Raw genomic sequence first — 20,628 nt, 5'->3', positions numbered from 1 at the left:
GGTTGCACCATGCCCGAGTTCAACGCCCCGCTGCGCGATATGCGCTTCGTCCTCCATGACGTGTTCCAGGCGCCCAGCCTGTGGGCACGCCTGCCGGCTCTGGCGGAAACCGTCGATGCCGACACCGCCGATGCCATTCTCGAAGAGGCAGCCAAGGTCACCGGCAACCTGATCGCCCCGCTCAATCGCAGCGGCGACGAGGAAGGCGCGCAGTGGGAAGGCGGCAACGTGCGCACCCCGGCGGGTTTTCGCGAGGCCTACGCCACCTACATCGAAGGCGGCTGGGTCGGCCTCTCCGGCAACCCGAGTTACGGCGGCATGGGCATGCCCAAGATGCTCGCCGTGGCCTTCGAGGAGATGCTCTACGCCGCTGGCTCCAGTTTCGCGCTTTACTCGGCGCTAAGTTCCGGCGCCTGCCTGGCCATCGACGCCCACGCCAGCGAGGAGCTGAAGACCACCTACCTGCCGCCGATGTACGAGGGGCGCTGGGCCGGTTCCATGTGCCTGACCGAGGCCCACGCCGGCACCGACCTGGGCATCATCAGGACCAAGGCAGAGCCGCAGGCCGACGGCAGCTACAAGGTCACCGGCAGCAAAATCTTTATCACCGGCGGCGAGCAGGACCTGACCGAGAACATCATCCATCTGGTGCTGGCCAAGCTGCCGGACGCGCCGGCCGGGCCCAAGGGCATCTCGCTGTTTCTGGTGCCCAAGGTGATGGTCAATGCCGACGGCAGCCTCGGCGCACGCAACGCGGTGAGCTGCGGCTCCATCGAGCACAAAATGGGCATCAAGGCCTCGGCCACCTGCGTGATGAACTTCGACGGCGCCACCGGCTACCTGATCGGCGAAGTGAACAAGGGCCTGGCGGCGATGTTCACCATGATGAACTACGAGCGTCTGTCCATCGGCATCCAGGGCATCGGCTGCGCCGAGGCTTCCTATCAGTCGGCCGTGGGTTATGCGCGCGAACGAATCCAGAGCCGCGCCGCCAGCGGCCCGGTCAATCACGACAAGGTCGCCGACCCGATCATCGTGCATGCCGACGTGCGTCGCATGCTGCTGACCATGAAGGCGCTGAACGAGGGCGGCCGCGCCTTTGCCTGCTACGTCGGTCAGCAGCTGGACCTGGCCAAGTACGCCGAGGACGCCAGCGAACGGCAGAACGCCGAGGCTCTGGTCGCCCTGCTAACCCCGGTATCCAAGGCCTTTTTCACCGATACCGGGCTGGAAAGCTGTGTGCACGGCCAGCAGGTATTCGGCGGCCACGGCTATATCCGCGAGTGGGGCCAGGAGCAGCTGGTGCGCGACGTGCGCATCGCTCAGATCTACGAAGGCACCAATGGCATCCAGGCGCTCGACCTGCTCGGGCGCAAGGTGGTAGCCAATGGCGGCGCCGCGCTGCGCCTGTTCGCCGCCGAGGTGCGCGACTTCGCTCATGCCCACGAGTCGCCCTTCGGTGATCGCCTGGTCGAGGCGCTGGAGCGCCTGGAGGCGGTCAGCGGCTGGCTGCTGGATCAGGCCAAGAGCGATCCCAACTCGGTGGGCGCCGCCTCGGTGGAATACCTGCACCTGTTCGGCTACGTCGCCTACGCCTACATGTGGTCGCGCATGGCCGCCGTGGCGCAGAGCAAGCAGGGCGAAGACGAAGCCTTCTACGGCGCCAAACTGGCCACGGCGGAGTTCTTCTTCGCCCGCCTGCTGCCGCGCACCCTGAGCCTGGAGGCGAGCATTCGTGGTGGTAGCCAGTCGTTGTATGGCCTGGCTGCCGAGCAGTTCTAAACCTGTTGAGCGTGTTGCGCGGCAGCTTCGGCGCCGCGCTTTTTTATTGCGTAGGGTGTCGCGGGGCCACCGAGCCGTGCGCACCGAATATCAGCACCGGTGGGCTCAATGTCCATCCGGCGAGGAACCTTTATGCGTGAAGTCGTAATAGTCGCTGCCTGCCGTACCGCCATCGGCAGCTTTCAGGGTGCGTTGAGCCGCACGCCCGCGCCACAACTGGGCGCTGCGGTGATCCGTGAGCTGCTCGCCCGCACCGGCATTGCAGGTGAGCAGATCGACGAGGTGATTCTCGGCCAGGTGCTTACCGCAGGCTCAGGGCAGAACCCGGCCCGGCAGAGCGTGCTGCTCGCCGGGCTGCCACATACGGTGCCGGCCATGACCCTGAACAAGGTCTGCGGCTCCGGCCTCAAGGCGGTGATCCTCGGCGCCCAGGCCATTCGTGGCGGCGATGCCGAGGTCATCATCGCCGGCGGTCAGGAGAACATGAGCCTGGCGCCCTACGTCATGCCCGGCGCCCGCAGCGGCCTGCGCATGGGTCATGCCGGGCTGGTCGACAGCATGATCCAGGACGGCCTGTGGGACGCCTTCAATAACTACCACATGGGCATCACCGCCGAGAACCTGGCCGAGCAGTACGGCGTCACGCGCGCCGAGCAGGACGCCTTCGCCCTGCGTTCGCAACAGCGTGCTCAGGCCGCCATCGAGTCCGGGCGTTTCGCCGACGAGATCGTCGCCGTGGACATTCCCCAGCGCGGCGCCGCACCACTGCGCTTTGCCCAGGATGAACAACCACGCGCCGGCACCAGCCTGGACAGCCTGGGCAAGCTGCGCCCGGCCTTCAAGAATGACGGCACCGTGACCGCCGGCAACGCCTCGACCCTCAACGACGGCGCCGCCGCAGTGCTGCTGATGAGCGCCGAGAAGGCCGACGAACTGCAACTGCCGGTCCTGGCGCGTATCGCCGCCCATGCCAGCGCCGGGGTCGACCCGGCGGTGATGGGCATCGGCCCGGTGTTCGCCAGCTGCAAGGCGCTGGAGCGCGCCGGCTGGAGCCTGGAACATCTCGACCTGATCGAGGCCAACGAGGCCTTCGCCGCCCAGGCCATCGCCGTCGGCCGCGAACTGCATTGGGACAGCGCCAAGGTCAACGTCAACGGCGGTGCCATCGCCCTCGGCCACCCCATCGGCGCCTCCGGTTGCCGCATTCTGGTCAGCCTGATCCATGAAATGCAGCGCCGCGACGCCCGCCGCGGCCTGGCCACGCTGTGCATCGGCGGTGGCCAGGGTGTGGCCCTGGCCATCGAACGCTGAAACAATCGCCGCTTCGGGTAGGGTGGATCACGCTGCATCGATCCACCCTGCAATCCCAGACAAGAACAAGAGAGCCCCCATGCGAACCCTGACCACCCTGACCGGCAACAGCCAGAAACTCGATGGCGGCGCCATGTTCGGCAACGCGCCCAAGGCCCTCTGGCAACGCTGGATGCCGGCTGACGAACTGAACCGCATCGACCTCGGCTGCCGCGCCCTGCTGGTACAGGAAGACGAGCGCAACATCCTGGTGGAAACCGGCATCGGTGCCTTCTTCAGCCCCGAACTGAAGCAACGCTTCGGCGTGCAGGAAGATCGTCACGTGCTGCTCGACAGCCTTGCAGCCGTCGGCCTGAGCGATGCCGATATCGATATCGTCGTGCTCACCCACCTGCACTTCGATCATGCCGGCGGCCTGCTTGCCGCCTGGCAAGCGGACCAACCCGCGCGCCTGCTGTTTCCCAACGCCCACTTCGTTACCGGCCGACGCCAATGGCAGCGCGCCTGCAATCCACACGCCCGGGATAAAGCCTCCTATATCCCGGAGCTACTCGACCTGCTGGAAAATAGCGGTCGCCTGCTACTGATCGATGAAACCGACCGCTGCGAACTGCTTGGCCCCGACTGGCGCCTGCACTGGAGCGATGGTCACACGCCGGGCCAACTGCTGCCGGAAGTGGCCATGCCGAGCGGGCCGGTGGTATTTCCCGGCGACCTGATCCCCGGCGCGCCTTGGGTCCATCTGCCGATCACCATGGGTTACGACCGTTTCCCCGAAGGCCTCATCGAGGAGAAGGAGGCACTGCTGGGCGACCTGGTCGCCCGCGATGGCCGGCTGGTATTCACCCACGACCCCGACGTGGCCATGGGCCGGGTAACGCGAGACGAAAAAGGCCGCTACGGGCTCGTTGAGGCGGTAAAAACAGCACATCTGCTGGCAAACTGACGCCATCAGGCCTTGACGCGTCGGTCATGCAGCGCGAGCATGGCCGCTTGTTTTTTCGCCGTGGTCACGACCACACCAGCATCCCCAGGGAGGGGGTTGTGCCTGGCCAGCGTGAGACTGGCCGTGGTGCCGTGCCCACCTCGACAGCCCTGGGGGGACCGTTTCATGAGCCTGGCCTCTGTACGCGCCTTCTTCGCCGCCAAGGCGCCCGATATCGCGATCATCGAATTGCCGTCCAGCACCGCCACCGTAGCGCTGGCGGCTGAAGCGCATGGCGTGGCAGCGGGCAAGATCGCCAAGACCCTGGCCTTTCGCATCGCCGAACGCGACGTGCTGATCGTCGCCCGTGGTGACGCGCGCATCGACAATCGCAAGATGAAGGAATGCTTCGGCGCCAAGGCGCGCATGCTCGATGCGCAGACGGTGGTGGAGCTGACCAGCCACCCGGTGGGCGGCGTCTGCCCGTTCGGCCTGGCCACCCCCCTGAGCGTCTACTGCGACCGCTCACTGCTGGCCTTCGACGAAGTGCTGCCGGCTGCCGGCGCCACTCACAGCGCGGTGCGCATCGCCCCGCAGCGCATGGCCGAACTGGTCGATGCCGAGTGGATCGACGTGTGCCAGGAAGTGGAAACCGAGCCCTGCTGAACGGGTCAACGTAAGCGTAGGGTGCGCCGCGCGCACCAAGGCGCTAGCGGATTGACTCCGGGCTATACGCCGCCGCAAAAATCCGGTGCGCACAGCGCACCCTACGGCGTCATGGCACCTCCCCGGATTATCAGAAAGTGGCGTATCTCGTTGGCCTACAGCCCGCCGCTAACCCCGAGGCTCACACCCAGCGCGGTGGCCAGCGAAAACGGCAACAACAGAGTATCGAGCAACGCACTGGCCGGCAGATCCAGCCCCGGATAACGCGGCGCCTCGGCACCAAAACGGTCCAGCGGGCAGCAACCGCCATTGATCGTGTACCAATCCAGCCGCGTACCGGCGTAGACCACCGGCGCACCAGGCTTGGCTGCGTCCAGTGTGCGCACCGTGGCGCAGCCGGTCAGGCTCAGCAGCGCCAGGCCGAACACCAGCCTGCGCCTCATCCGCGTGCGACCCTGATCTCGACCAGCTTGCCGTCGAGAAAGCGCAGATAGCGGTAAACGCCATTGCGTGGCCCGTACACCCACTGCTCCACCGTAACGCCGCCGCCCTGCGGGCTGCTGGGCGGAATCATCTCGCGCTGATCGGGCTCGCCGCATTTACGCAGAACATCTACCGTGAGTTCGCCCTCATTGATCAGCGTATTGCCGCAGCGCATCGACGCCTGCGCGGCAGGCATCATCGACAGAGCCAACAGGCAGCCCAGCAGGTAACGATTGGCCATGGACATCGCTCTCCCTATTCGTCCGATATCAAATGATGCTCGCCCCAACGAGGCAGCATGTCTTGCGGAATATTCAGGCAGTTGAGGATACGCGCGACGACGAAGTCCACTAGGTCATCCAGCGTCTGCGGCTGGTGATAGAAGCCGGGCGACGCCGGCAGGATGGTCACGCCCAGATTGGACAGCTTGAGCATGTTTTCCAGATGGATGCTCGAATACGGCGCCTCGCGCGGCACCAGAATCAGCTGGCGGCGTTCCTTCAATGCCACATCAGCCGCGCGTTCGATCAGGTTGTTGCAGGCACCCGTGGCGATGGCCGACAAGGTGCCGGTGCTGCACGGTACCACCACCATGGCGGTCGGCGCGCCGGAGCCGGAGGCCGCTGGCGCCATCCAGTCTTCCTTGCCGTAGACGCGGATCTGTCCCGGCGCCGCACCGGTGTACTCGGTGAGGAACTGGGCCATGGACTGCGGCTTGGCCGGCAGCGCCACGTCGGTTTCGGTGGCCATCACCAGTTGCGCGGCCTTGGAAATCAGGAAGTGCACCTCGCGATCTTCCTGCACCAGGCAATCGAGCAGGCGCAGGCCGTATTGCGCGCCGGAGGCGCCGGTCATGGCCAGAGTAATGCGTTCAGGACCGCTCATAAATTCACTCTCAAAGCTGCTGCGCTTGCTTATGCTGCGTTGAAAGCCTGCTCGGAATACTCATTTACTACAGTAAACTCCGCTTCCTCGCAGGCCTTCGCCTTGCCTAATCTGCGCTCGCGACGCTTTGAGCGCGAATTTCGGCTCTTTATGAAAGGGCCTTGGCCAGCTTGCCATGCAGGCCGCCGAAGCCGCCGTTGCTCATGATCACCACCTGGGTACCGGGACGCACCAGGGCCTTCACGCCGTCGATGATCGACTCCAGCGAGTCGCACACGCGGGTCGGGTTGCGCGCCTGCGCCACGGTGGCTGCCAGGTCCCAGCCGAGATTCGGCGGCGCGTACCAGAACACCGCATCGGCCTGTTCGGCCGACTCGGCCAGGCCATCGCGATGAGCGCCGAGCTTCATCGAGTTGGAGCGCGGCTCGATCACCGCGATCACTTGAGTTGCGTCGCCGACGCGCTTGCGCAGGCCATCCAGGGTAGTGGCGATGGCAGTGGGGTGGTGGGCGAAATCATCGAAAATGGTCACGCCACCGACCTCCGCGACCTTCTCCATGCGCCGCTTGGCATTGATGAACTGGCCCAGCGCTTCGATGCCCAGCGCCGGCACCACACCGACATGGCGCGCCGCCGCGAGCACGGCCAAGGCATTGGCGACGTTGTGCTGGCCGGTCAGGTTCCATTCCACGGTGCCCTCGACCTTGCCGTCGAAGCTCACCTCGAAACGCGAGCCATCCGCGCTGAGCAGGCGCGCCTGCCATTGACCGCCTTCACCGGTGGTCTGCACAGGCGTCCAGCAGCCCATTTCGATCACCCGCGCCAGCGCGGTTTCGCTGGCCGGGTGGATGACCAGGCCCTCGCCGGGGATGATGCGCACCAGATGGTGGAACTGCCGTTCGATGGCCGCCAGATCCGGGAAGATGTCGGCGTGATCGAATTCCAGATTATTCAGAATCGCCGTACGCGGGCGGTAATGGACGAACTTGCTGCGCTTGTCGAAGAAGGCGCTGTCGTACTCATCGGCCTCGACCACGAAGAACGGCGTGCCGCCCAGCCGCGCGGAAATCCCGAAGTTCTGCGGCACGCCGCCGATCAGGAAGCCCGGGCTCATACCGGCATGCTCCAGCACCCAGGCGAGCATGCTCGAGCTGCTGGTCTTGCCATGGGTACCTGCGACCGCCAGTACCCAGCGCCCCTGCAGCACGTGATCGGCCAGCCACTGAGGGCCGGAAACATAGGGCAGGCCCTTGTTCAGCACATATTCCACCGCAGGGTTGCCACGGCTCATGGCGTTGCCGACGACCACCAGGTCAGGCGCCGGCTGCAAATGGGCCGGATCATAGCCCTGCATCAACTCGATGCCCTGGGCTTCCAGCTGAGTGCTCATGGGCGGGTAAACGTTGGCATCGGAGCCGGTGACGCGGTGGCCGAGTTCCTTGGCCAGCACCGCGAGCGAACCCATGAAGGTGCCGCAGATGCCGAGAATATGGATGTGCATTGATGACCTCTGAACAAGCCCACGAACAGACCGTTGAAAACTACCTACGTTTTCAACAGGCCTGTTAAGGGGCGTGGAGCGATGGCGGCAGGTTAGCACAGCACCCGATGGGCGGCTGCTGCGCCCTGTTCAGACAGAGGCCTGGATACCAAGTTGCCGCGGCGAGAAAATCAAACGTTTGCTTGGATTGCGCTTTCAACTGGCTTTGAGGCAGCATCGGCTGGTCTGCTGGCACAACAGCTGCATCGTCCATCCAGTTCAATCACAGAAGCCGAGGCCCGCCATGCGCATCGTCCAAGCCACCCTGGAGCACCTGGACCTGCTGACCCCGCTGTTCGTCAAATACCGCGAGTTCTACAACGAGCTGCCCTACCCCGAGTCGTCGCGCAAATTTCTCGAGAAGCGCCTGCGCCGCAAGGAGTCGGTGATCTACCTGGCCCTGGCCGACGATGAAGACAAGCTGCTCGGTTTCTGCCAGCTCTACCCCAGCTATTCCTCGCTGTCGCTCAAGCGCGTGTGGATTCTCAACGATATCTACGTCGCCGAGGATGCTCGCCGCCAACTGGTTGCCGACCGCCTGCTGCATACCGCCAAGCAGATGGCCAAGGAAACCAATGCCGTGCGCATGCGCGTGGCCACCAGCCGCGACAACGAGGTGGCGCAGAAGGTCTACGAGTCCATCGGCTTCGTCGAGGACGAGCAGTTCAAGAACTACGTACTGCCCATCAACTCCGATTGATCGAGTCGCCGATGCAGCGGCTGCCCGTCAGCCGCCGAGACTGAGCAGCAGCCCCAACAGCAAGGGCAGCGTGACCAGCCCCAACGCAGCCAGGCGTGCCATCTGCAAGGGCGCCCGCCGCAGCGCCTGAGTGCGACGCGCCTGCAAGGGCTGCTGCAATGCCAGCTGAAACTCCGACAAGGCCTCGAAACGTGCCTGTGGCTGCGGCGCCAGGGCACGGGCGAGCACACCATCCCAGCCTTGCGGCACCTGCACGGTAAAGGTCGCCAGCGGCACGTAACAGTGTCCGGGGCGGACGTCACCGCGCGCCGCCTCCGGCCATTGCCCAGACATCAGCCAATAGACCAGCGCCGCCAGGGCGAACTGATCGGCGCGACCATCCAGCGCACGGCCGCTGCGCAGTTCCGGTGCCAGTGGCACAGCCTGTTCAGGCACTGGCTGACGCGCAACACCGGGCAGGATGACGGCCGCCCCGGGCAGAAACAGCACGCGTCCGTCATCACCGAGCAGAATCTGCCTGGGGTTCAACCAAAGCCCCTGCATGCCACGACGCTGCAGCGAACGCACGGCGGCGATCAATTGCGTCACCAAACTCAGCAATGTCTGTGCGTCGGGCTTGCCATGGGCGGCCACCCAATCGAACAGATTGCGCATGCCTCGGGGCGGTTTGGCCAGTACCAGGTACGCGTGACTGCGCGTCTGATGCGGCGACAGCACCTGCGGCAACGCCTGCTGCGGACTGCGCCGCAACGCCCACTCGCGCTGCCAGAAGGCTTCGCCTGCGTCCTCCTCGGCGAACCAGAGCACGGCTTCGCGTCCAGACTCATCACGCCCGACATACACCCGTTCAGGCGGCCCATAAAGACATTCGCGCAACAGCGTCCAGCCATCGAGTTGCTGACCACAGGCGATCTGCGTCAGTGCCGGGCGCGCCGGAGCAGACAGCGCCGGCGTCAGGCACTGGGTTTCACCCACGCACAGCAGAACTGCAGCGCCGGGGGCTTGCAACAGCGGCCGTAGCAGCTCGCCCAAGGCGCTCTCCGCCTGGATACACAGCCCTTGCAGATCACTCACATCGAGCAGCGGTTGCGGCGCCAGCAGCAGGCGCTCACCGCGGCTTGGCACCAGGCTGTGCTGAACCAGCGCCAGCTCGGCCTGAGCGCCGAGAGCCTGCCCCTCACGCCCCGCCAGGAGCTGCAGGACGCCTTTCTGTGCGCGCGCCAGGCCGACGCTGCCCGCCTGCAGAAACTGCAACTCATCGCCCTGCATCAGCAGTACACCGGCGTGCAACTCGGCGACGCCCTGCCCGGCCTGCTGCCGGCGAAACAGCTGGAGATTCAGCGCTGCCAGCACCTGCCGCGCCGCCTGGGTTTCACTCCAGCCCTCAGGTGTGCAACGAAAATCGGCGAACAGAGCGTCCAGATGACGCTCCAGGCTGTGCACCACATCGGGGCAATGGCGCGCCCAAAGCAGCACGACCAGCAACAACGGCGGACGCTGCTGGCGACCGGCCAGCCACATCGCCCGAGCGCGCGCGGCCTGGTGCGGCAAGTCCAGCCCGGTACCGGACGCCAGCGTGATTCCAGGGTGTTCCAGCAGTTGCAGCGCCATGCTCAGCCCTCCTGCATCAGCGAAGCTGCAAGTGGCGTTGCAGCCTTTGTGCCGACTTGTAGCGAAAGCCTGGCGCCCTTATGGTGGCCGGGTCTTCCCAACGAGCCTGCATGCATGTGGTCCTTCAAGGCCTGGCGCCGTCGTCGCACCCTCGAAAACAACCCTGTCGATCCCGCCCACTGGGCCGAAGTGCGCAGGCGTCTGCCGATTCTCGATGGCCTCGACGAACGCGAAGAGCAACAGCTGCGCGAGCGCGCCGTGCTGTTTCTGCATGACAAGCACCTGACCGCCCTGCCCGGCCTGGAACTCGGCCCGGTCGAGCATCTGCTGCTGGCAGCCCAGGCGCAGTTGCCACTGCTGCACCTGGGCGATCTGGACTGGTACCAGGGCTTCCACGAGATCGTCCTCTACCCGGATGACTTCGTGAGCCCGCAGCGCCACCGCGATGCCAGCGGCATCGAACACGAGTGGGACGACGCGCGCAGCGGCGAGGCCTGGCAGCAAGGTCCGGTGATCCTCGCCTGGCCCGGGGTCCAGGCCAGCGGCAGCTGGGAAGGCTACAACCTGGTGATCCACGAACTGGCGCACAAGCTGGACATGCTCGAAGGCGGCGCCAATGGCCTGCCGCCGCTGCACCGCGAGATGCGCGTGCAGGACTGGGCGAGCGCCATGCAGAGCGCCTATGACGCACTCAACGCCGAACTGGATGCCAACCCCGAGGCCGAAACCGCCATCGACCCCTACGCTGCCGAAGACCCGGCGGAATTCTTCGCCGTGACCAGCGAATACTTCTTCAGCGCCCCGGATCTGCTGGCACAGGCTTTTCCCGAGGTCTACCGGCAACTGGCGCTGTTCTACCGCCAGGACAGCCTGGAGCGTTTGCAGTGCTTGCAAGCGGAACACCCCGACTACAAGGCGGTCGAAAACGCGACCAATGGCTGAGTAGACCGCCGTAGTAACGCTCTGCGAATACGCCTATAATGCGCCCCACTTTTTTGGCCCTTCCTGGGAGTTTCCCCCATGAGCTACAGCAAGATCCCGGCTGGTAAAGACCTGCCGAACGACATCTACGTTGCCATCGAAATCCCGGCCAACCACGCGCCGATCAAATACGAAATCGACCACGACACCGATTGCCTGATGGTCGATCGTTTCATGGCCACCCCGATGTTCTACCCGGCCAACTACGGTTTCATCCCGCACACCCTGGCTGACGACGGCGACCCCCTCGATGTGCTGGTCGTGACCCCTTACCCGGTTGCTCCGGGTTCGGTGATCCGCGCCCGTCCGGTCGGCGTACTGCACATGAGCGACGAAGCCGGTGGCGACGCCAAGCTGGTTGCCGTTCCGCACGACAAGCTGAGCGTTCTGTACAAGGACGTTCAGGAATACACCGACCTGCCCGCGCTGTTGATCGAGCAGATCAAGCACTTCTTCGAGAACTACAAGGATCTGGAGAAGGGCAAGTGGGTCAAGGTAGAAGGCTGGGGCGGCGCAGAAGAAGCCCGCGGCCTGATCAACAAGGCAGTCGCGGCTTACCAAAAATAAGCCCTGACCACCTCCTAAAAGCCGGCCACAAGCCGGCTTTTTTTATGCCCAAAAAAAACCTATCCAATCCAAAACCCATATTGGTAGCCTTGGGGAATAAAGGGTTACAGCCTTTTTCTCACCCAACCGCGTTCAAAGCGACACAACCCCATCCGACGATAAAGTGGGGGGACAAGTGGGGGGACAAGAGAGAATGGCAACGCAGCAGGGGGCACGATGGGCAAGCTGAATCCGAAACAGGTCGAGAACCTCACAGAACCTGGCACCTACGAAGATGGAGACGGTCTTCGGCTGGTCGTCAAACCCACGGGACGCAAGTCTTGGTTACTACGCTTCCAGCTTGCTGGCCGCCGTCGGGAAATGGGCCTAGGTTCATACCCAGAGATTAGCCTCAAGAACGCACGTCTCGAAGCGAGTGCTAAGCGCCGCATCCTGATAGATGGTGTCGATCCACTAGCAGCACGTGATCAAGAGCGCCTAGCCCAGCGTGAGGCTCTGCGAGCCCAAGAAGCCAAACAACTCAAATTTAAGACGCTGGCCACTGAGTACTGGGTAGCGCACGGTGGCGCCTGGTCTGACCAGTGGCGCAGAGGCTGGATTCGCAAACTAGAACTGTACGCATTCCCGCAAATTGGCAACCTTTCTGCCGAGCAGATAGACACAGGGCATGTCCTCAAACTTCTTCAGCCAATATGGGCGACAAAGACACGTACTGCGGACGAGGTACGCGGGCAAATTGAGCAGATTCTAGATGCAGCCAAAGCACGAGGTCTTCGTGAAGGAGAAAACCCTGCTCGATGGCGTGGTCACTTGGACAACTTGCTCAGCCGGGCGGAAAAGAAAAAAGCAAGAAAGCGTGAGCACTTCCCCGCAATGCCATGGCAAGACGTACCAAAACTAATCCACCAACTGAAAGCGAATACGACAGCACCATCTCTTGCCGCACAACTGCTGATCATGACTGCCGCACGTGCACACATGGTGAGGTTCGCACGCTGGGCTGAATTCGATCTTGAGGCTCGTACGTGGTCACTTCCCGACGAGCGTATGAAAACACGTATAGCCTTCACGATTCCGCTTGCCGACGAAGTAATAGACTGCCTTGAAGCCATCCCACAAATTGGAGACAGTCCATATTTATTTCCAGGACAAGGGAAAAGCGGAGTAATGCATGCAAATGCAGTCCGCAACCTACTACACGAGATGGGTTATATATCTATTACTCGACACGGCTTTCGCTCATCATTCCGTGACTGGGCAGGTGAATGCACCCACTACCCAAGAGAGGTTTGTGAGATGGCCTTAGCGCACGATGAACGGGATCAAACTGAAGGTGCCTACTCTCGAACTGATTTCTTAGCCAAACGCAGAGCACTAATGAATGACTGGGCTAGATATTTAACATCCACACAGCGAGAAGCTTAAAGCAAATCGCGTCACATAACCTTTCCAATAAAAACTTATCCAGCAAATAGGTACTTTGTGAGTATAACCCTGGAAGAGATTCCTGACGGCCTCTCTGAACACATTCACTCTTGGACAAAAGATTCCTTTGAAGGCGCAGTAGAGTTTATTGAAAGCTGGCTCGATTATGCCCTCAAGAAAATGTACGGAAAACAAAAAGGCCTTGAACTAAAAGAGAAAATCCAGCAGAGAATTCGCAGCGGAAAAATTACAAACGATAAAATAAACAAGTACTGGAAAGTTATTGAAGACGGAGACAGAGATACAAGATATCTATACCCTTACCTCATTACACTTTACTTTGTTGCAAAAGCCAAAGCAGAAGACTTCCACAGAAAAGGACTGATTGCCGAGGCATTTTCAACGACCTCGCTTATGTCCTTCTGCGTAGGCTCACTCACAGAAAATGTAGAGACAAACATCGTTGGAATCCCCGACTACATGGAAGATCCACTAAGAACAAAAATTGCCAACCGAGCAGCAAGCGCAACGCACGCCGGCAGCAAAATAGTTCAAAACATTATAGCGAACTTAATATTACAAGAGAGTCCAGATGAGGGGTGGCCGTCAAAGAAAGCCGCCGCAACGCATGTTGAAAAAATATTAATTAAACAACTCTACATACCCACCCCCTCTTCCGATGGAAAAGAAGAATCTTACGAACCAAGACCTGATTTAAGTTTCAAGCTTAACCTAAACGCCACATCGCTACACGAAAGAATTCTAAAATGGATGAGCGCAGGCAAAGAAGGCGTCGGGGAAATCAACAAAGCCATACAAACAACACTAAGAAGAAAAACCAATGAGCATTGACTGCAGAACTTAAACAACAGAGAACCCACACCTTTAGGAGTAAGCGCAACGACCATTCAAACTACAAAAACGACTATTTGAGCGTCCGCCTTCTAGGTCGTCCCACTTTCCCTCCTTCAGTTGAAACACTAGACTTACCAAACATCCTCTCTTTATCATTTAAATTAGGCCTAATTAGCAAATCCTTTTTCACGAGATACTTCCCAGCCCACTTTAAGCTCTCGATCATTTCAGTATCATCCCAGGACACCATACCAATGCCTCGCCGACTATACCTTTCCTTCTGCCGATTACAGTTAAAATAACACCCCTGCCCATTGGTCACTTTTTTTGACCAAACCTCCCCAATCTCTTCGCACAAATTTACATCTTCCTGATGCCTCGCCCCGTCCAAAAATATCATCAAATGGTAATGGTATTGCTTTGTCGGCCCAAACTCTAACTTCCACACATATCCACAAAGAGATTCCTTGAGCCTGCCTCTACGCAGGAACCTCAGAAACACCGAAAAATCCCTCTTAACCCTATCCAAGCTGATTACAAAGCCTTGACCTTGCAGATAAGCCAGCGAATACCCTATATCCAGCCTTAAAACCAACATTCTAGAATGCCGAAGAAAAAGCAAATCAATAAAATCATCTAGTCCCTTAGCATTCTTGGCAACTGCTCGCTGACAGTTCCTCCAATGCGTTTTAAACTCACCAGAAGCAGTTTCTTGCCTGATCGAAATGATCGCTCGCCTGACAACATCAACCTCCTCGCTCGAAGAAAGAGAATCGTCGGTAAGTCTTTCGCCCCCACATACCTCCTGCAACTGCCTCTTGACTTTATGAAAAATATTCAGATACGGACTAAGCCGCCCCCCCCCTGCATAAATCCCTTGTAAATATTCAATGTCAATCCGCAACGCCCATAGAAGTTGCTTTCCCCTCTTAGTTAGACGAGACTGACGCCCATATGGGCCCTCCTCAATAAGAACCTCCCCCCCCACGACTTCCATCAACAGTCTTACAATCTCCGAAATATCCTGAACATGATCAACTTCAGGAAGGACAATTATTAACTCACCCTCTACATCACTCTCAAAGTAATACTGATCCTGCATTAGAAATTCATTAAACTTTTCACTCAATAACATACACAATCCTTTTCAGTAGACACCTCACACTTAGCTCTTAGCACCTCACCAACCCCACTACCCTCCACTAAACATAGTAGCAAGCCACACTCAGACACCTATACGCCCAACAACATCAGGTCAACATTCATCACTAAATAGACATTACTCAATAGATATACATACCAATAATCACCTCTTCCCAAGTCCTCGCAAAAACAAGAGAAAGAACAGTTCTTCCCCAACCACACCGAGAAAAAACACAGCAACCAACTTGTAAAGTTATGGTATATTCAATTAGTTCTTGATCGTTCAACCTGACACTCAATCCAAAAATCAACCTCCTCCTCCAGCCATGCAACACTGTTTTTTCCGATCTTAACTTTTTTGGGGAACGTTTCGTCATACCGCGGTGACGCAGGGTTAAGGCGATCCTCTATTGCACCTTTCTTTAGCCCAACGCGCTCAATAACAGTGGGAAGCCGAATCAATCTTTTAGGTTTACTCTCTCTATCGTGCATATCTGTTTCGCCAAGAAAACCGTTAGGCCCTCAGTTTATGAATAACCGGGAAATGTGATAGGCGGCTGCATAGCAGACGCTGATTTTTGCCCCCACCAAAGCGCAAGCACCGTTATCATCCAGCGCACATGGCATTCCTCCGATGCGCCGCTCAAGGCCACCAAATACAGGCTCTGGAACCAACCTGAACGACAGGTGGAACCAACTTTTCAGCCGCAGGAACTAACTTTTCACGCCTCAGCCCCCTCGCCTGAAGAAAAATGAAGTCGAAAACCAATTCAAACTTTCTTGGGCCATACATAACCGCAATGACATCAGCACCAAGGAGGTTCACCCCATGTCATTGCAGTGCCCTCGCTGTCACTCCCCCAAAGTCGCTTCCTTCCATCACGCCATGAAAGTCGGTGCCGCCATCGGCACCGTGGGCGGTGTTGCGCGCGGCGTCGGTGCTGCCCTGGCTGGCGGCCAGGCTGGCGCAGCTATCGGTGCGTTCGCCGGACCGGTTGGCATCACCCTCGGTTCCGTATCGGGCGCCATTCTCGGCGGCCTAGCCGGTGGCGTGGGCGGCTGCGCACTCGGTGCTCAGCTGGGTGAATCGCTCGACCGACACGTCCTCGCTCACAATCTCTGCCTGCTCTGCGGTCATCGCTTCAACCTGCCGGCCTGATCCGGCTCCTCTCTCCTCATTTCATTCGTCCGGACAGTGCTGCGCCTTGCGCAGCGCTTTATGCCGGCTTGCACCCAAAGGAATCGTTCACATGGCACATCTCGTCGAAACCATGGCCTACGCAGGCGCTACTCCGTGGCATGGCCTGGGCAATCAGCTCACCCGGAAACAGCCCATCGAAGTCTGGCAACGCGAAGCCGGCATGGACTGGCAGATCCTGGAAAGCCCCGTGCACTTCAAGTCGGATGCCGTCGGCCACCTGGGCGCGATCCACTCCTTCCCCGAGCAGAAGGTGCTGTTCCGTTCGGACACCAAGGCCCCGCTGTCGGTGGTCTCCCAGCGCTATCACACCGTGCAGCCGCGTGAGGTATTGGCGTTCTACCGCGACCTCACCGAAGTCTCCGGCTACGAGCTGGAAACGGCCGGAGTGCTCAAGGGCGGACGTAAGTTCTGGGCGCTGGCGCGTACCGGGCAAGGTGCTGCCCTCAAGGGTAACGACCAGGTGAACGGTTATCTGCTACTGGCCACTTCCTGCGACGGCACCCTGGCCACCACGGCAACCCCAACCACCGTGCGCGTGGTGTGCAACAACACCCTGACCATCGCCCTGGACGGCACCAGCCGCGCGATCAAGGTGCCGCACAACACCCGCTTCGATCCGAAGGCGGTGAAGAAGCAGCTCGGCATCGCCGTCTCGCAATGGGACGAATTCATGTACCGCATGCGTGCGCTGGCCGAGCGCAAGGTGCAGTGGCATGAGGCCCTGGGCTTCTTCATGAACGTGCTGTGCGAGACCAGCCCGACCGGTGCCCTGCCGGAGCAACTGCCCAACGAGCGTGCCCTGCGCAAAGTGCAAGAACTGTACGAAGGTCGTGGCCGTGGCAGCCAGCTGGACTCGGCACGCGGCACTGCCTGGGGCTTACTCAATGCCGTGACCGAGTACGTCGACCACGAACGCCGTGCGCGCAGCAACGAATACCGCATGGACTCGGCCTGGTTCGGCCAGGGCGCGCAAATCAAGCAACGTGCCCTGGATACTGCGCTTCGGCTCGCCGCTTAACCCTCACTTACCTCAACCCTCGCGCCCGGTCAGCCTTGTGCTGGTCGGGCGTTTTTATGTCTGCAGGTGAACACCATGAAAGCAACGTCATTGAACGGCAGCACCAGCAAGAAACGCCCTGCCCTGCGCCTGATCAGCACCAAGGAGCTGCCGCGCGAGGACTGGCTGCAGATCCGTAAGCAGGGTATCGGCAGTTCGGATGCTGCGGCTGCCGTGGGCCTCAACCCCTACAAGTCGCAGCTGGAGTTGTGGCTGGAGAAGACCGGCCGCGATGCCGGCATGCCCAAGGTTGATCCCCATGATGAGGAAAGCCCGATGTACTGGGGCAATGTTCTGGAGCCCATCGTGGCCTGGCATTACAGCAAACGCACCAAGAACAAGGTGCGCCGCATCAACGCCGTGCTGCAGCATCCCGATCCGGAGCTGCCCTGGATGCTGGCCAACATCGACCGCGAGGTGATCGGTGCCGACGATGTGCAGATCCTCGAATGCAAGACTGCTGGCATAAACGGGGCACGCCTGTGGAAGGAAGGTGTCCCCGAATATGTCCAGCTGCAGGTGATGCACCAGCTCGCCGTCACCGGCAAGCAGGCCGCGGATGTCGCCGTGCTGCTCGGCGGCCAGACGTTGGAGATCCACCGCATCGAGCGGGACGAGCAGATGATCGCCCGCCTGATCGAGCTGGAGCGCAAGTTCTGGCAGTACGTGGCGACCGACACGCCACCGCCGCCCGATGGCAGCGCCTCTGCGGAAGCAGCGCTGCGTTGCCTCTATCCGGAGGACAACGGCCAGGCCGTCGACTTCAGCGGCCATGCCGGACTGGCCGCTGCCTTCATCGAGCTCAAGGCCGTTCGCCAGTCGATTGCCGAAAAAGAAAAGCGCGAAGCCGAGCTCAAGCAGATGCTGCAGCAGGCCATGGGCGATGCCAGCCGGGCGGAGTTCTCCAGCGGCTACGTCAGCTGGCGCAAGGCCAAGAACAGCATCGGTCTCGATGTCGCTCAACTGCTCCAGGACAAGCCCTACCTGCAGGCCAAATACCCACTGCTGAAACCCGGTGCGCGGCGTTTCCTGGTCGGCTGATTTCCGTCTCCATCCCCCTTCCCTCCCCTTGGCCAGTCCATGCATCGCGCTGCGAGGCTGGCTTTTTTTCATTTCCAGGAGAGCCATCATGCTCAAAGGTTTGGCTATCACACCGCCGGTGCTCGGTCGCATCTCCATCGGCAAGGTCATCGAAAAGAACGGCAAGCGCCTGCCGGAGAAGGATGATCAGTTCACCATCACCTCCCAAGTGCAAGGCAAGGATGGCTGGCTGCTGCACCCGCTCAATGACGAGCTGCGTCAGGGCAAGGATGACAAGCTGCGCAGCATCCCAGTGCGTCTGCTGTTCAACGCGCCGGAGCTGAATTTCCGCGCCGACCACACCCTGTTCGACCGGCAGTCCGGACGCCCGCTGTGCGTCGGCAATGGCGAGACCTGCAAGCGCGTCACTCAGGACGGCATGCAGTCGCTGCCCTGCCCTTCGCCGGATGCCTGCTCGTTGGCCAAGGGTGGTGCCTGCAAGCCCTACGGCCGACTGAACGTGGTCATTGGCGATGACGATCCGTTGGGCAGCTTCGTATTCCGCACCACCGGTTTCAACAGCATCCGCACCCTGGCGGCTCGCCTGCATTACTTCCAGGCCATTTCCGGCAACCGCCTGGCCTGCCTGCCGCTAGAACTGCGCCTGCGCGGCAAGTCCACCCGGCAAAGCCATGGAACGCCGATCTTCTACGTCGACCTGACGGTACGCAGCGGTATGGACATGGCCGAAGCGCTGCTGGCCGCCAAAGAGCTCGATGCGCAGCGGCAAGCCGCAGGCTTCGATCAGGCCGCCTTGGATGAAGCGGCGCAACGTGGCTTTGGCAATGGCGCTTTCGAGGACAGCGAGGAAGATGCTGGCGCCGTCACCGAGGAGTTCTACCCCGCCGAAGAAAGCCCATCTCCAGCCACCCACACTCCCCAACGCTCTGCGAAAGCCAGCCTGGCCGAGAAGCTGGACGCGCAAGCCCGGCGCCATATCCCACCGACAGATCACCATCAAGGAGCCCAGCATGCGCCTGCACAAGCTGAAGGCCAGTGAATCGACCGGCACCTACCTAGTCGAGTCACCGGTCACCGAAACCGACATCCTGCTGATGGCCCGGCAGTTGGCGAATCTGCGTCTGCGCCGGGGGCGAGCACTGACCTCACCAAAGGAAGTATTCAGCCACATGCAGGCGCTGCTGGGCGATTACGAGCATGAGGTGTTCGCCCTGCTCCTGCTCGACAGCCGGCACCGGGTGATCGTCTTTCACGAACTGTTCCGGGGCACCCTGGACAGTGCCAGCGTCTATCCCCGGAAAGTCGTCAAGGCTGCCTTGGAGCACAACGCCGCGGCAACCGTGCTGGTGCACAACCACCCTTCCCGTGATCCGGAACCCAGCCAAGCGGATCTCACCCTGACCCACAAACTGCGGGAGGCCTTGAACCTGGTCGGGGCACGAACCCTGGACCATATCGTGGTGAGCCACGAGGGCTGCGTATCGCTAGCGGAACAGGGCTACCTGTGAGGAGGACACGACGATGAAGCTACTACGGATGTTTGCTGCCGTGTTCCTGTTCGCCGGCATCCTCGCAGGCTGCCTGGCCCTTCTGCTGCTGGTGCTTCTGATGGTGCGCTTTCCGCCCCTGCTGATCGCCGTACTGCTGGCATGCTGGATTTTCTGCCGCCTCGTGAAGGCACTGGCACCCGGAACAGCCGCGGCAGAGACCACCACTGCACCACCGAACTAATCACTACCCCTGAGCAGCCAGGCCTGCACTGGCCGCCTCAACTCGATAGGGAGCATGACGATGAACAGACAGTGTTTGATCTGCGACTCCAGCGCCGTGCTGACACGGGACGCAGCCAAAGGGCTGCCCCTGCTGGTCGGATTGCTCGATGGCGCAATCAAGGGCGCTCAGCGCCCACATGAAGGGAACGGCCACACCGATCTTCTCAGCGGCCTGGCAGCGGTCGCACCCGCGTCCCCAGAGGCCCGAAAGGCAGCAGAAGATGTCGTGCGGTTTCACTTCGCCGGCTTCGACTGCCTGTGCCTTCGCTGCGGCGCCTTGTTTGACGAGACAGGAGAAAGTAAGGAGGGCCTTAGCCCCGGCTGAGGCGATCCACCAGACGCTCCACAAATTCCAGCACCAGCGCACGATCATCCGAGTTCAACGTGGACAGCAGCCCCTGTAGTCGACGGGCCTGGTCCTCCGGGCGCGAGCTGCCCTCGGTCAGCAGGTCGGCCGTCTCGCAGCCGAAGATGCTCGCCAGCTCAGCCAGACGCTCGACGTTGGGCATCACGACGCCACGCTCGATGCGTGAAACGGCCTCACTACCAATCCCCAATCGCTCCGCGACCTGCTCCTGACTCAGCTTGCAGCGCACTCGTTGGCGAGCAATCGCTTGACCCACCACTTCCGCCAGCTGCTTCGAATCGGTTTTCGACATGCCACCCTCCAGACCAACCTGGAT

General features: G+C 60.8%; 24 protein-coding genes. 16 read left to right on the top strand and 8 right to left on the bottom strand.

Annotated elements, in window-relative coordinates:
• Positions 1 to 9 precede the first annotated feature (9 nt).
• The 4 genes from BLR77_RS14890 (at position 10) to BLR77_RS14875 (ending at position 4,684) form a co-directional block, all read left to right on the top strand.
• Positions 10 to 1,782, top strand: a complete 1,773-nt coding sequence (locus tag BLR77_RS14890; protein ID WP_074679103.1) for an acyl-CoA dehydrogenase C-terminal domain-containing protein — start codon at positions 10 to 12, stop codon at positions 1,780 to 1,782.
• A 132-nt stretch (positions 1,783 to 1,914) separates the two neighbouring features.
• Positions 1,915 to 3,093 carry an acetyl-CoA C-acetyltransferase gene (locus BLR77_RS14885; protein ID WP_074679101.1) on the top strand — a complete coding sequence of 393 codons (1,179 nt, stop codon included), beginning with the start codon at positions 1,915 to 1,917 and terminating at the stop codon, positions 3,091 to 3,093.
• 79 nt (positions 3,094 to 3,172) lie between these two features.
• Positions 3,173 to 4,039: an MBL fold metallo-hydrolase gene (locus tag BLR77_RS14880; protein WP_074679099.1), complete on the top strand. Its 867-nt coding sequence runs from the start codon at positions 3,173 to 3,175 to the stop codon at positions 4,037 to 4,039.
• Between the two features lie 165 nt (positions 4,040 to 4,204).
• Positions 4,205 to 4,684 (top strand): YbaK/EbsC family protein, encoded by a 480-nt coding sequence (locus tag BLR77_RS14875; RefSeq protein WP_074679097.1) that lies wholly within the window; start codon positions 4,205 to 4,207, stop codon positions 4,682 to 4,684.
• Between the two features lie 155 nt (positions 4,685 to 4,839).
• Here the strand turns inward: BLR77_RS14875 and BLR77_RS14870 are convergent, their stop codons facing one another.
• From BLR77_RS14870 to mpl, 4 genes are all read right to left on the bottom strand, one after another.
• Complete coding sequence (locus BLR77_RS14870; RefSeq protein WP_074679095.1) at positions 4,840 to 5,127, bottom strand: YceK/YidQ family lipoprotein; 288 nt, start codon at positions 5,125 to 5,127, stop codon at positions 4,840 to 4,842.
• Complete coding sequence (locus BLR77_RS14865; protein WP_238380578.1) at positions 5,124 to 5,408, bottom strand: DUF2845 domain-containing protein; 285 nt, start codon at positions 5,406 to 5,408, stop codon at positions 5,124 to 5,126. Before BLR77_RS14865 ends, BLR77_RS14870 begins: the two co-directional genes overlap by 4 nt.
• A gap of 14 nt (positions 5,409 to 5,422) precedes the next feature.
• Positions 5,423 to 6,052 carry a flavin prenyltransferase UbiX gene (gene ubiX / locus BLR77_RS14860; RefSeq protein ID WP_074679091.1) on the bottom strand — a complete coding sequence of 210 codons (630 nt, stop codon included), beginning with the start codon at positions 6,050 to 6,052 and terminating at the stop codon, positions 5,423 to 5,425.
• Between the two features lie 148 nt (positions 6,053 to 6,200).
• Positions 6,201 to 7,553 (bottom strand): UDP-N-acetylmuramate:L-alanyl-gamma-D-glutamyl-meso-diaminopimelate ligase, encoded by a 1,353-nt coding sequence (gene mpl / locus BLR77_RS14855; RefSeq protein WP_074679089.1) that lies wholly within the window; start codon positions 7,551 to 7,553, stop codon positions 6,201 to 6,203.
• Positions 7,554 to 7,836: 283 nt separating this feature from the next.
• On the opposite strand from mpl, the gene BLR77_RS14850 reads away from it, so the two are divergent.
• Complete coding sequence (locus BLR77_RS14850) at positions 7,837 to 8,292, top strand: GNAT family N-acetyltransferase (protein WP_036998299.1); 456 nt, start codon at positions 7,837 to 7,839, stop codon at positions 8,290 to 8,292.
• 27 nt (positions 8,293 to 8,319) lie between these two features.
• On the opposite strand, the gene BLR77_RS14845 is transcribed toward BLR77_RS14850, so the two are convergent.
• Positions 8,320 to 9,903 carry a serine/threonine-protein kinase gene (locus BLR77_RS14845; RefSeq protein ID WP_074679086.1) on the bottom strand — a complete coding sequence of 528 codons (1,584 nt, stop codon included), beginning with the start codon at positions 9,901 to 9,903 and terminating at the stop codon, positions 8,320 to 8,322.
• 114 nt (positions 9,904 to 10,017) lie between these two features.
• On the opposite strand from BLR77_RS14845, the gene BLR77_RS14840 reads away from it, so the two are divergent.
• From BLR77_RS14840 to BLR77_RS25100, 4 genes are all read left to right on the top strand, one after another.
• Entirely contained in the window at positions 10,018 to 10,845 is an 828-nt protein-coding gene (locus BLR77_RS14840) for a M90 family metallopeptidase (protein ID WP_074679084.1), read from the top strand.
• Positions 10,846 to 10,923: 78 nt separating this feature from the next.
• Positions 10,924 to 11,451, top strand: coding sequence for an inorganic diphosphatase (ppa, locus tag BLR77_RS14835; RefSeq protein WP_074679082.1), 528 nt, complete (start codon positions 10,924 to 10,926; stop codon positions 11,449 to 11,451).
• A gap of 216 nt (positions 11,452 to 11,667) precedes the next feature.
• A complete protein-coding gene (locus tag BLR77_RS14830; RefSeq protein WP_074679080.1) occupies positions 11,668 to 12,876 on the top strand; it encodes a tyrosine-type recombinase/integrase in 1,209 nt (402 codons plus the stop codon).
• Between the two features lie 57 nt (positions 12,877 to 12,933).
• Entirely contained in the window at positions 12,934 to 13,728 is a 795-nt protein-coding gene (locus BLR77_RS25100) for a hypothetical protein (RefSeq protein ID WP_139202991.1), read from the top strand.
• Positions 13,729 to 13,801: 73 nt separating this feature from the next.
• On the opposite strand, the gene BLR77_RS14825 is transcribed toward BLR77_RS25100, so the two are convergent.
• Together BLR77_RS14825 and BLR77_RS14820 are read right to left on the bottom strand one after the other, a co-directional pair.
• Complete coding sequence (locus tag BLR77_RS14825) at positions 13,802 to 14,866, bottom strand: YagK/YfjJ domain-containing protein (RefSeq protein WP_074679078.1); 1,065 nt, start codon at positions 14,864 to 14,866, stop codon at positions 13,802 to 13,804.
• Positions 14,867 to 15,138: 272 nt separating this feature from the next.
• Positions 15,139 to 15,366, bottom strand: a complete 228-nt coding sequence (locus BLR77_RS14820; RefSeq protein ID WP_074679076.1) for a helix-turn-helix transcriptional regulator — start codon at positions 15,364 to 15,366, stop codon at positions 15,139 to 15,141.
• A 337-nt stretch (positions 15,367 to 15,703) separates the two neighbouring features.
• On the opposite strand from BLR77_RS14820, the gene BLR77_RS14815 reads away from it, so the two are divergent.
• From BLR77_RS14815 to BLR77_RS14785, 7 genes are all read left to right on the top strand, one after another.
• Complete coding sequence (locus tag BLR77_RS14815) at positions 15,704 to 16,033, top strand: hypothetical protein (protein ID WP_074679074.1); 330 nt, start codon at positions 15,704 to 15,706, stop codon at positions 16,031 to 16,033.
• Positions 16,034 to 16,124: 91 nt separating this feature from the next.
• On the top strand, positions 16,125 to 17,093 hold the full coding sequence (locus BLR77_RS14810) for a DUF932 domain-containing protein (protein WP_074679072.1): 969 nt from the start codon (positions 16,125 to 16,127) through the stop codon (positions 17,091 to 17,093).
• A gap of 75 nt (positions 17,094 to 17,168) precedes the next feature.
• Positions 17,169 to 18,173, top strand: coding sequence for a YqaJ viral recombinase family nuclease (locus tag BLR77_RS14805; protein ID WP_074679070.1), 1,005 nt, complete (start codon positions 17,169 to 17,171; stop codon positions 18,171 to 18,173).
• 88 nt (positions 18,174 to 18,261) lie between these two features.
• On the top strand, positions 18,262 to 19,212 hold the full coding sequence (locus BLR77_RS14800; RefSeq protein WP_074679068.1) for a recombination directionality factor: 951 nt from the start codon (positions 18,262 to 18,264) through the stop codon (positions 19,210 to 19,212).
• Positions 19,184 to 19,681: a JAB domain-containing protein gene (locus BLR77_RS14795; protein ID WP_074679066.1), complete on the top strand. Its 498-nt coding sequence runs from the start codon at positions 19,184 to 19,186 to the stop codon at positions 19,679 to 19,681. Before BLR77_RS14800 ends, BLR77_RS14795 begins: the two co-directional genes overlap by 29 nt.
• A gap of 13 nt (positions 19,682 to 19,694) precedes the next feature.
• Positions 19,695 to 19,904 (top strand): hypothetical protein, encoded by a 210-nt coding sequence (locus BLR77_RS14790; protein WP_074679064.1) that lies wholly within the window; start codon positions 19,695 to 19,697, stop codon positions 19,902 to 19,904.
• A gap of 60 nt (positions 19,905 to 19,964) precedes the next feature.
• Positions 19,965 to 20,270, top strand: a complete 306-nt coding sequence (locus tag BLR77_RS14785; RefSeq protein ID WP_074679062.1) for a hypothetical protein — start codon at positions 19,965 to 19,967, stop codon at positions 20,268 to 20,270.
• Here BLR77_RS14785 and BLR77_RS14780 read toward each other — a convergent pair.
• A complete protein-coding gene (locus BLR77_RS14780; protein ID WP_074679060.1) occupies positions 20,257 to 20,604 on the bottom strand; it encodes a helix-turn-helix domain-containing protein in 348 nt (115 codons plus the stop codon). The two genes, BLR77_RS14785 and BLR77_RS14780, sit on opposite strands and share 14 nt — an antisense overlap.
• Positions 20,605 to 20,628: the final 24 nt, after the last annotated feature.

The organism is Ectopseudomonas alcaliphila (assembly GCF_900101755.1).
Lineage (GTDB): Bacteria > Pseudomonadota > Gammaproteobacteria > Pseudomonadales > Pseudomonadaceae > Aquipseudomonas > Aquipseudomonas alcaliphila.
Note: the sequence above shows the minus strand (reverse complement) of the source record. Positions and strands in the feature narration are given on the sequence as shown.